This is a genomic window from uncultured Intestinimonas sp., assembly GCF_944387725.1.
Taxonomy (GTDB): domain Bacteria; phylum Bacillota; class Clostridia; order Oscillospirales; family Oscillospiraceae; genus Intestinimonas.
This window is the reverse complement of the sequence record NZ_CALXGA010000071.1, coordinates 1-10,557: the sequence shown is the minus strand read 5'-3', so window position 1 is coordinate 10,557 and position 10,557 is coordinate 1. Positions and strand designations below refer to the sequence as shown.

Below are 10,557 nucleotides of genomic sequence, written 5' to 3'. Positions count from 1 at the left end.
ATCTTGAGCCGCTGGCAAGCAATTTTTTTTGCAGGAATCCTGGCGGATTGCAAGGAAAAATTGCGCCGTCCAGGGGGCAAAAGACCCGCTGATTGGGCATGTTGACATTTTTCAAACAAGCCCTAGTCCAGCGGGCGGCCTACCTGGTGCCGGACGCCGGCTGGCAGGAGGAGGGCCTTCCCCCCGCGTGGGAGCGGGAGGTCCGGGCCCTGGCCGGCCTGGTCCGGGAGACGGGGGAGCGCCCCGCAGGGGTGTCCCGGGAGCACCTGGTCCAACAGGCCCGGGCCCTGCTGGAGAGCACCCGCCTTCCGGAGGGGCGGCTGCGGATCTTCTGCCGGGGCTTCCTGCGGACCCTGCTCCTGATCCTCCGGCGGGCGGAGGGCATGGAGGGCCCCCGGCCCCTGAGGCCCTTCTCCTGGGCGCTCCTGCGCACCCGCCTCCGGGACCGCCTGCGGCTGGACAGCTTCCAGGGACGCTTCGCCCTCCGGCTGGCGGTGGTCATGACCATCTCCTTCACGGTGAGCCTGCTCTGGGACGCGGAGCGCTCCTACTGGTTCCCCCTCCACGCCGTTCTCCTGGTCCAGCCCAGCTACGAGGACAGCGCCCGGCGGATGCGCACCCGGCCCATCGGCTGCCTGATCGTGTCCCTGGTCTACCCCCGGCTGCCGGGACCGGCCGCCGCCTTTTTCTTCGCCTTTTTCATGGGCATGTGCCTGCACTGCGCCACGCCGGGCACCTGGTACCAGCCCATCTTCTCCACCTCCTTCGCCCTGACCATGGCCTCCATGACCTCGGAGGTGCCGGTGCTGGTCTACTACCGGATTTCCTGCCTGCTCCTGGCCATCGCCCTGGTGCTGCTGGTCAACCGCTTCCTCCTGCCCACCCGGCGGGTGGACCAGCTGCGCATGAACCTCAAGGCCCTGCTGCTCCTGCACCGGCAGTACTGGGAGCTCATCCGGGTCAGCCTCCGGGAGCCGCTGGACCTCACCGTCACCAGCGCCATGCTGACCCAGTTTCACCTGATCTACGACGAGGGCCTGGACGGCCTGGCCCACTCCGGCCTGCCGGACCAGAGGCCCGGCCGGGCGCTGCTGCTGCATCTGTGGCATCTCTTCTCCGAGCTGGAACAGATGGAGTACTGCATCCAGATGGGCCTGGTGGACCGGGAGGAGTACCTGTTCCTGGACGCCCTGGCGGAGGAGATGAGCGCCTGGATCTATCCGCCCAACCCGGGGCTGCTGAAGCTGGCCCCCAGAATCACCTTCCAGGGGGAGCTGATGAACGACCTGTTCCAGCGCTACATGAAAAACACGGCCAGGATGATCCGCCTCTCCTGCTCCGACGCCTGCCGGGCGCTGCGGGTCCGGCCCGGCTCCATGGAAAAAATTCTCTCCGCCGTCCGGGGGGCGGCGCATTGACGAATGGGTGCGCATGGAGTAGAATTTGAAACAGAACGAGAGAACACTGCCAAGGAGCGTCGAGAATGAAACGAATCATAACCGCCCTGCTGCTGACCCTGCTTTTCCTGAGCGCCCTGCTGGGCACCCTGGCGGCGGGGCCCAACGGCGCCCTCTCCATCCAGCTCTACAGCTGGGCCCAGGGAACCTACACCCCGGCGGAGGCCGACGCGGTGCTGCTGACCCTCAACGGGGAACCCCTGGAGGGGGACGTCCCCGCCATGATCCTGGGGGACCGCACCCTGGCGCCGGTGCGCCTGGTGGGGGAGGCCCTGGCGGCCGAGGTCCTCTGGGTCCAGGAGACCGGACAGGTCCTTGTGCGCAAGGGCGGCAGCGAGATCGTCCTCACCGCGGACGACAGCACCGCCCTGGTCGACGGGGCGGCCCAGGAGCTCCCCGGGGGGGTTCCGGCCCAGGTGGTGCAATATGAGGGGGTGGACCGGGTCATGATCCCCCTGCGCTTTGTCACCGAGACCCTGGGGGCCTCGGTGGACTGGGACCAGAAGACCTACACCGCCCGCCTGACGGCGGATCTGGAGCCGCCGCCCGAGCCGGAGGCGTGGGTCACCGATGTGCGCGCCGACGCCGGGGCCCAGACGGTGGACCTCACCGTCAGCCCCATGACGGACTACCGGATCACCGACCTGGGGGACCGGGTGGCGGTGGACCTGCTGGGGGCCGCCCTGGAGAGCGGCTTCCCCGGGCAGAGCATCGTGGCCGGGGAGCAGCTGGCGGGGGTGCGGTACGCCCAGCACGGCCCGGAGCTCTACGACGGCTATGACTATACGGTCCGGGTGGTGCTGGACCTCCAGCCGGGGACCTCCTACCAGGAAAACGTCCAGGTGGAGGTCCGGTCCGACGGACTGCGGCTCACGGTGCGGCCTTCGGAGGGCCAGACCGGGTTTGTCTTCGTGCCCCCCCGCCGGCCGGAGACCTTCCTTGTGGCCATCGACCCCGGACATGGCGGCTCCTACTCCGGGGCCCACTACGAGGGGGTCAGCGAGAAGGAGATCGACCTGGCCGTCTCCCTGAAGCTGGAGGCCCTTTTGGAGAGCCTGGGGTATCAGGTGGTGATGACCCGCTCCACCGACGTGGCGATGGAGCTCGACGAGCGGGCCGACCTGGCCAACGCGGCGGGGGCCGACCTCTTTGTCTCCATCCACTCCAACGCCGCCGACGGCTGGCCGGACTACCAGGGCATCTTTACTTACTACCACCCCTCCAGCAGCCTGGGGGCCATTCTGGCCCAGGCCGTCCAGACCCCCCTGTGCCAGATCACCGGCGGCATTGACCGGGGGATTCAGTCCGCCGACTTTGTGGTGCTCCGGGAGACCGACATGTGCGCCGTGCTGGTGGAGATGGGCTTTATGAGCAACTCTCAGGAGCTGAACCGGCTCCTGGACGGCGCTTACCAGGACAAGCTGGCCCAGGGCATCGCCCAGGGCATCATCCGCTATCTGAACGCCCTGGCGTGAGCCGGGGGGCAAGGGCCCGCCCTTGGGGTCCGGCGTCCCGCCGGAGGGGGTTCCGGCACCCTGCCGGGGGCAAGGGTTCCACCCTTGGGGGGTCCGGCGGCCCGCCGGAACGGATTTGCGGCTCCGCTGCGGAGCGGATGCCCAAGCGGCGGCCCGCGCCGTCATCGTCCTGTAGGGGCGTGTGGGAATTTGTGGAGCGGTGGTTGGACCGCGTGATGACGCCGCTGGGTTTGGGGGAAGCGCGATGGAGCTGACAATCGACATTCTGATCCGTGAAGCCAGAGAATTTAGTCAGAGGATCTCGTCACAAGAGCATCCGGACCTGTTTGGTGTGACCGACGGCAAGGCTGTCGGCACCTATGTGGAGCACCTGTTTCAGAGTTATCTGAGGAGTAAATATGATATGACGGTTGGCAGCAGCGCGTCCGGTCTGGATCTTCCCTCTGTCAATACGGATATGAAGGCAACGAGTGATGCCCGGCCGCAAAGCAGCTGCCCGTTCCAATCGGCGAGACAGAAAATCTTTGGTTTGGGCTACAATTTGCTGGTCTTTGTCTATCATAAGCAGGATATTAGGAATACCTGCCGCCTGCAAATCACACATTGTACCTTTATTGAAGCGGAAAGAACCGCCGACTATACCATCACCGCGCAGCTGAGAGATATGCTCAGATACCAGGCCAACAAGGATGACATTATGGCGCTGCTCTATGACCGGAACATTCCCGGAGATGACATGGTATACAGTGCGCTGGCGGATGAGATCCTGTCCCATCCGCCACAGCAAGGATATCTGACGATCAGCAATGCCCTTCAATGGCGGCTGCACTACAGGCGGGTCATTGAACTGAATAACTCTGTAGGAGGCATTGTGAATTTTGTCTGGGAATGAAAAAAAGGAACTGGGAGATTATCAGACCCCATTGGAATTTTGCGCCAGAGTTTGCGGCTATGTCAAAAGGCATGTTTTCGAGGCCCCGTCTGCCGTTTTAGAACCAACCTGCGGGATTGGAAATTTTCTTTTGGCCGCGTCGAGGACCTTTGACTGCGAGAACTTATATGGAATTGAAATCAACAGAGCGTATGCCCGGCAGGCAAGGGAAGCCGTGCCTTCGGCCAAGCTCACTGTCAGCAATATTTTTGATGTGGATACGCGCCGGATTATGTGGGGGGATCGTGCCTTAATCATCGGGAACCCGCCCTGGGCCACAAACGCAAATTTAATATACAATCTTCCGCGGAAGGCCAATTTCAAAGGACTGCGGGGGATTGACGCCCTGACAGGCGCTTCCAATTTTGATATCTGCGAGTATATTCTCTTAAAGCTGCTTGCCGAGTACAAACATACAGACAGCACCATCTGTATGCTCTGTAAAACCTCCGTCGCCCGCAATGTTTTGCTTGAGCTTTCCCGGAACCGGATTCCGTACGAAAAAGCGGAAATTCTGACCTTCAACAGCAGGGAAGTCTTTGGCGTTTCTGCGGCCGCCTGTGTGTTTGTGGTGAAGCTCTCCGCCGCGAACACGCCGGATACACGCATTCTCTGCACGGTAAAGAATTTTGACGGTCTGGAACTGGAAGATACCCTTTTTGTGGAGGACGGAAAGATTCAAACATCCAGAGCGGCCGTCGATTTAGAGGGCAGATGTCAAATGACCTGGCGGCAGGGGGTCAAGCATGACTGCGGCGGGGTCATGGAGTTGGAAAGCTGTGAGAACGGCTTTCGCAACAAGCGAAACGAGGTTGTCGAGATTGAAAAGGCCCTCGTGTTCCCGCTGGTGAAATCAAGCCATTTGAAGCAGCCGGTCATTCAGAATTTCAAGAAATATGTCATCGTCACACAGACCGAGCCCAGGCAGGACACATCCTATATCCAGACAGAATACCCCTTAACCTGGAAATATCTCAACGCGCATCTTGAGGATTTTAACAGGAGAAAAAGCGTGATCTATAAGAAGTCCGCCCCCTTTGCCATGTTTGGCATTGGCGCGTACAGCTTTACGCCTTATAAGGTCGCCCTTTCCGGCTTTTACAAAAAACCGCTGTTTTCCCTGCTGTACGCCTCCAAGCCCGTTATGACGGACGATACCGTATACTACCTTGCCTTTGAGGACTATGATCTGGCCTACAGCATGATGCTTTTACTGAACAGCGATACAGTGCAGTCTTTCCTGCAATCCATTGCTTTTCTGGATAACAAACGCCCCTATACGGTAAAGCTATTGTCGCGCATGGATCTTTCCAAGTGTATCGGCGCGGTATCCTTTCATGAACTGCAAAGGGTCGAGCAGGCGCTGAAGCTCCCCAAACGGATAACCAGCCAACAATATATAAAATTTGAGCAATATATAAAATCGCTCCAAAGCCCACCCAGGACGGCAACGCGCACGGGCGCTCAGCCCGCCCGGACCGATTGACTTTGCCGCCCCAGGCGGGTATAATGGAGAAAAACGCAGCCAGGATAGAAAGGGCGGGGCCGGACGGCGCCGCCGGAGAGGTCAGGAGGGCAGGCGCGCATGAATACCGGCGACCAGATCAGGATTGTACAGGAGAGTGTGGCGGGAAAGGAGATCACCTTTGCCCATGTCATCGGCGGGCCGGCCCCCATCATCTATCAGAAGCTGGGCCTGAACCCGGCCATTGACTACGGCTCCTCCGCCATTGGCATTATGAACATGACGCCGCCGGAGTCGGCGGTCATCGCCGCCGACATCGCGGTGAAGAGCGGCGACGTCTACCTGGGCTTTGCCGACCGCTTTACCGGCACGGTCATCATCACCGGGGAGATCGCCGACGTGACGGCGGCGCTGACGGAGATTGTGGACTATTTCCGGGACGATCTGGGCTACGTCGTGTGTAAAATCACCAAGAGATAGGAAGTTCTGCCATGGGAGAGCGGATGACACGGGAGGAATTTCTGGAGAAGGTCTTTTCCCAGAGCTATGCGTCCCTCCAGGGGAGGGACCTGCGCCTGGTGCGGGTGAAGGCGCCCGGCAGGGAGATCGACCTTGCCCACCTCATCGGGACCTCCCAGACCTGTATCTATCAAAATCTGAGCCTCCACATCGGCACCCACCTGGGGGAGGACCATACCGGGGAGTCCATCGGCCTGCTGAACATGACGCCCTGGGAGTCCACCATCGCGGCGGCGGACGTGGCCCTGAAAAGCGCCGGTGTGGAGCTGGGCTTTCTGGACCGCTTCAGCGGCACGGTGATCCTCCTGGGCCGCCGGGCCGAGGTCAAGGCCGCCCTGGAGGGCGTCCTGGACTTCTTCCGGCGGGAGCTGAACTTCCAGGTGTGCGAATTGACGGAGCGGTAAAACCATGAAAAAGCTGTTTTTGATGGGCCGGAGCGAGGCGGGCAAGACCTCCCTCACCCAGGCCCTGGAGGGCCGGGCGCTCCACTACCACAAGACCCAGTACACCAACACCGGGGCCGGTATCATCGACTCCCCGGGGGAGTACTCCGAGACCAAGCGGTGCGGGCTGGCTCTGGCCTGCTTCTCCTTTGAGGCCGACGTGCTGGCCCTGCTGATGGCGGCGGACGAGCCCTTCTGCGTCTTTGAGTCCAACTGCCAGAACTTTGCCAACCGGCCCCTCATCGGCATCATCACCAAAATCGACTCCCCCTTCGCCAACGTCCCCATGGTGCGCAGCTGGATGGAAAACTGCGGCTGTGAGCGCATCTTTGAGGTGAGCAGCTTCACCGGAGAGGGCATTCAGGCCCTGCGGGAATACCTCCAGGGGGAGCCCCTCCGCCTGACCCTGGAGCAGGCCAAGGCCCGGCAGGCCCTGGGCCTTACCGACTGGGCGGACGCCTCTGCCTACGGCCTGGTCTAGGGCTTGTTTGAAAATTGGCGATGTGTCCGGCAGCGAGGGGTTTTGGGCCGCTGGCAAGCAATTTTTTCGCAGGAATCCTGGCGGATTTCAAGGAAAAATTGCGCCGTCCAGGGGGCAAAAGACCCGCTGATTGGACATGTTGACATGTTTCAAACAAGCCCTAAAGAAGGACGCCCCCGCCCGGATGCTCTCCGGGCGGGGGCGCTTTTTTCTTGGTTCACAAGAGGTTCTGGAGGGTGAGCTGTTCCATCTCCCAGAGCAGATCCAGCTGGGCCGACAGCCGGGCGTTGGCGGCGGCGTACTCCCCCAGCTCCCGGCAGCGCAGGTACTCCTGGACCTCCCGGAAGCCGGTGAAGACCTGGTCCACGTCGGCGTGGCGCAGGACCGTGTAGAAGAAGCCATCCCGCGCCTCCCAGCGGAGGAATGCCTCCTGGGTCAGGTGCTCCGCCCCGGCCCAGTCCGCCTCCAGGGCCAGGGCCTGGGCGTGGTCCAGCAGGTCGGAGACCCGGGTGAGGTAGACGCGCAGATACCAGGAGCTCCCCAGGGAGAGGACGACGGCGGCGGCCAGCAGGGCTGCGGCAATCCACAGGCGCTTCACCGCCCCACCGCCTCCTTCGGCACAAAATAGACCTGCCCCTGTTCATCCACAGAGAGCAGATAGACCTCCCTGGGGGACCGGACGCCGTGCTCCGCCAGGCGTTTTTCCAGCCACACCCGGTCAAAGCCCCGCTGCCTCAGGTGCCGCTCCAGCAGCCGCCCGTCGTTGATGAGGACCATGGGCAGGCCGCCGTCGCTGGCCGGGAGGTTCAGCTGCCGGGCGGTGGGGGGCTTCTCGCCGGCGAAGGGGAGGACCGAGACCCGGCCGTTGGTCTCCAGAATGGCGTACTTGACCGCAGCAAAATCCGTGACCCCCTGGCCCCGGAGCTCCTCGCTGAGCTCGTCCACGGTGAAGCGGTTTTTGCGCATCTCCCGCTGATTGATCCGCCCGTTTTCGATGATGATGCTGGGGCGGCCGCAGAGCACGGCCCGGAAGCGGACGCTCTTCATGGTGAGCACCGAGAGCATCATGGTGACGCACAGCAGGGTGAAGATGGGCAGAATGCCGGAGAGCAGGGGGATGCCGAAGTCCTGCATGGGCACGGCGGCCAGGTCGGCGATGATGAGGTCCAGCACCAGCTCCGAGGGCTCCAGCTCCCCCACCTGCCGCTTGCCCATGAGCCGGACCCCTGCGATGATGAGCAGATATAAAATGACGGTGCGGATGACGCCGATGACCATGTGCGGACCTCCCCGGAAGGTAATCTGTTCCTCAGTATGCCCGGGGCCGGGGACGTTTATTCTCCGCCGGGAGGAGAAGCAGCGCCGCGCCGCGGACGGAAACCGCGCCGCAAAGGCGGTCCGGCAGACAATGGGGGAGGAAAACCACTCAAACAGCGCGGGGCCTGACTTGCGCAGCCGCTTCAGCGGCTTGTCCACGCCCCGGCCGCTGATGTCCGGCGCGCCGTGAAGGGGCAGCCCGGTCACATCCCGGCCCCCGCGCAGGCAAACGCGCCCAAGGCTCTTTGGCCTTGGGCGCGTACCGGTTATGGGCTGCCTTCCGGCGGGGTCAGAGCTCGTGGGCCAGGAGCTTCCGGGCCTGCGCCAGCAGCTCGCCGCTGACATGCTGGCTCAGGACCACCCGCGCCACCCCGGGGACCTGCTCCGTCACCGCCTCCTGGATAAGGCTCTCGGCGGTCAGGCCGGCGCCGGGACAGCCGGCGCACCGGCCCATCATGCGCACATGGAGGGTTCCGTCTTGGTCCAGCTCCACCACCTCCACCGCGCCCCCGTGGGCGGCCAGGTCCGGGCGGACCTCCCGGTCCAGCACCCGTTCAATCTCCTCCAGGATGTCTGCCGTCTCCACGCCGGACCCCTCACTCCTTGACGTGGGCCAGGGCCTTGGCCAGGGCCTTCTTGTGCTCCAGATTCCCCTGGCGGGCGATCATAATCCGCTGGGCCTGGGGAGAGCCGGCCCCGTGGAGGGATTCCGTCCGGTAGCCCACAGCCGCCGTCCCCAGAGCCAGGTTTTCAATCAGGCGCAGAATCCGCAGGCGGTTCTCCGTGGACACCCCGTCCACGCCCTTGAGGTACTTGTCGATGACGGGGCCCAGCGTCTCGTCCCGGAAATCGGCCTCGGAGGGGGCGGTGACCATCAGCCCGCCGGCGATGTCCTCGGCCAGGCGGACAATTTCATAGGGGAAGCGCGTGACGTTCTGCTTGCAGACGTTGGCCAGGAGCAGGTCAATGAGATAGGCGCCGGACGCCGTGGGGTGTCCCTCGGCGGAGCAGGCGATTCCGCAGCAGTAGAGGGTCTCGTTGAGATGGGTCATCTCAATGAGCTTGTCCTTGATGTGGCTGGCCTTGGCCGCGCCGTTGTAGTCGGCCGCCGTGGCGGCCGCGCCGATGAGCACGTCGCCCACCCCCACCTTGCAGCCGCCGTAGCTCTGCCGGTGATAGCCCGCGAAGCGCTCCACCAGCATCCCCGCGAATTCCGTCTCCCCGTTCAGGAAGATGCGCTCGTTGGGGACGAACACGTTGTCGAAGATGGTCAGGGCCTCCACGCCGCCGAATTCGGAATTGCCCACGTCCATCTCCGTCCCCTCCCGCTTGCGGGTGTCGCAGGACTGCCGGCCGATGATCATGTAGAGCCCCTCGCTGTCCATGGGCACGGCGAAGGAGACGGCATAGTCCTTGTCCTCCGGCCCCATGGCGATGGTGGGCATCACAATGACCTCGTGGCTGTTGAGCACGCCGGTCTGGTGGGCCTTGGCCCCCCGCACCACAATGCCGTCCGGGCGGCGCTCCACCACATGGAGAAACAGATCCGGGTCGGACTGGGCGTGGGGGGCCTTGGAGCGGTCCCCCTTGGGGTCGGTCATGGCGCCGTCCACGGTCAGGTCCTTTTCCTGCACATAGGCCAGGAACTTCCTGAAGTTCTCATGGTAGGAGGTGCCGTATTTCCGGTCAATTTCGTAGGTAGTGGAGTACACCGCGTTGGAGGCGTCCATGCCCACACAGCGCTGGAAGCAGGCGGCGGTCTTCTGGCCCAGGAGCCGCTGCATCTTCACCTTTTTCATGAGGTCGTCCGTGCTCTGATGGATGTGGGTAAACCGATTGACCCGCTCCCCGGTCAGGGGGGAGACCGCCGTCATCAGGTCCTCGTACTCCGGCATCAGTGCCAGGTCATAGGTCATGCGGACCGAATTCAGGGCCGGGCGCAGAATGGGGTCGTCCACCGGATTGTCAATCTTCTGCCCGAACATATAGACCCGCAGATGCAGATTGCGGATGCTTTCGATGTACTCGCTGCCAGTCATAAGTGCCATTTCAATTCCTCCCTAAAGTATTTTTATGCAGAAGCGCCGCCCTTTTTTGGCCGCGCCTGCCATAAAATCACCGGTGTGGGGGACCCGCCGCCGCGGGAGAGCCTGCGGCGCAGGAATCCACCGCCCCGCAGTTGATGCAGCAGACATTATTATACAGGAATCCCAGCAAAAATGCAATTCTAAAAGTGAAAACTTCCGCTCCCGGGGCGCGGACCTCCGGGCCGGCGCCCCGGCCTGTAAGACAGGTCCAAGCTTGTCACACCCTTGTATGCAAAATAATGCTCAAAAAAATCAATAAAAATTCTTGAAAAATCGGTGGAATTGGAGTATTATTACTTCAAGCACTTAGAAACCGTATTCACAAATGGGGAAAGAAGTAGTAGAATGTGGATATGAAAAAAGAAAAGAAACGCAAGGCGTA

Annotated in this window: 11 protein-coding genes and 1 pseudogene; 7 read left to right on the top strand and 5 right to left on the bottom strand. The window is 62.4% G+C overall.

Features of this window, described 5'->3' with window-relative positions; all coding sequences use genetic code 11:
* The first annotated feature begins 98 nt into the window (after positions 1-98).
* The 7 genes from Q0K09_RS09245 to Q0K09_RS09215 all read left to right on the top strand — a co-directional run bounded on the left by Q0K09_RS09245 (position 99) and on the right by Q0K09_RS09215 (position 6,771).
* Complete coding sequence (locus Q0K09_RS09245; protein WP_294475589.1) at positions 99-1,418, top strand: FUSC family protein; 1,320 nt, start codon at positions 99-101, stop codon at positions 1,416-1,418.
* Positions 1,419-1,483: 65 nt separating this feature from the next.
* Positions 1,484-2,932 carry an N-acetylmuramoyl-L-alanine amidase family protein gene (locus Q0K09_RS09240; RefSeq protein ID WP_294475587.1) on the top strand — a complete coding sequence of 483 codons (1,449 nt, stop codon included), beginning with the start codon at positions 1,484-1,486 and terminating at the stop codon, positions 2,930-2,932.
* A 244-nt stretch (positions 2,933-3,176) separates the two neighbouring features.
* Positions 3,177-3,824 carry a restriction endonuclease gene (locus Q0K09_RS09235; RefSeq protein ID WP_294475585.1) on the top strand — a complete coding sequence of 216 codons (648 nt, stop codon included), beginning with the start codon at positions 3,177-3,179 and terminating at the stop codon, positions 3,822-3,824.
* Positions 3,811-5,349, top strand: a complete 1,539-nt coding sequence (locus Q0K09_RS09230; protein WP_294475583.1) for a hypothetical protein — start codon at positions 3,811-3,813, stop codon at positions 5,347-5,349. The genes Q0K09_RS09235 and Q0K09_RS09230 overlap by 14 nt, the downstream gene beginning before the upstream one ends.
* Positions 5,350-5,448: 99 nt before the next feature.
* Positions 5,449-5,808: a BMC domain-containing protein gene (locus Q0K09_RS09225; RefSeq protein WP_294475581.1), complete on the top strand. Its 360-nt coding sequence runs from the start codon at positions 5,449-5,451 to the stop codon at positions 5,806-5,808.
* Between the two features lie 11 nt (positions 5,809-5,819).
* Entirely contained in the window at positions 5,820-6,251 is a 432-nt protein-coding gene (locus tag Q0K09_RS09220; protein ID WP_294475579.1) for a BMC domain-containing protein, read from the top strand.
* Positions 6,252-6,255: 4 nt separating this feature from the next.
* On the top strand, positions 6,256-6,771 hold the full coding sequence (locus Q0K09_RS09215; RefSeq protein ID WP_294475576.1) for a EutP/PduV family microcompartment system protein: 516 nt from the start codon (positions 6,256-6,258) through the stop codon (positions 6,769-6,771).
* A gap of 217 nt (positions 6,772-6,988) precedes the next feature.
* On the opposite strand, the gene Q0K09_RS09210 is transcribed toward Q0K09_RS09215, so the two are convergent.
* From Q0K09_RS09210 to Q0K09_RS09195, 5 genes and pseudogenes are all read right to left on the bottom strand, one after another.
* Positions 6,989-7,369 (bottom strand): DUF4363 family protein, encoded by a 381-nt coding sequence (locus Q0K09_RS09210; protein ID WP_294475574.1) that lies wholly within the window; start codon positions 7,367-7,369, stop codon positions 6,989-6,991.
* Positions 7,366-8,049 (bottom strand): DUF421 domain-containing protein, encoded by a 684-nt coding sequence (locus Q0K09_RS09205; RefSeq protein ID WP_294475572.1) that lies wholly within the window; start codon positions 8,047-8,049, stop codon positions 7,366-7,368. Before Q0K09_RS09205 ends, Q0K09_RS09210 begins: the two co-directional genes overlap by 4 nt.
* A gap of 75 nt (positions 8,050-8,124) precedes the next feature.
* Positions 8,125-8,433: pseudogene (locus Q0K09_RS10830) on the bottom strand (nucleotidyltransferase domain-containing protein); the annotation flags it as partial.
* Positions 8,378-8,674, bottom strand: coding sequence for a NifU family protein (locus tag Q0K09_RS09200; RefSeq protein ID WP_294475570.1), 297 nt, complete (start codon positions 8,672-8,674; stop codon positions 8,378-8,380). The pseudogene Q0K09_RS10830 and the gene Q0K09_RS09200, both read right to left, overlap by 56 nt.
* A gap of 10 nt (positions 8,675-8,684) precedes the next feature.
* A complete protein-coding gene (locus tag Q0K09_RS09195) occupies positions 8,685-10,136 on the bottom strand; it encodes a 4-hydroxyphenylacetate 3-hydroxylase family protein (RefSeq protein WP_294475568.1) in 1,452 nt (483 codons plus the stop codon).
* Positions 10,137-10,557: the final 421 nt, after the last annotated feature.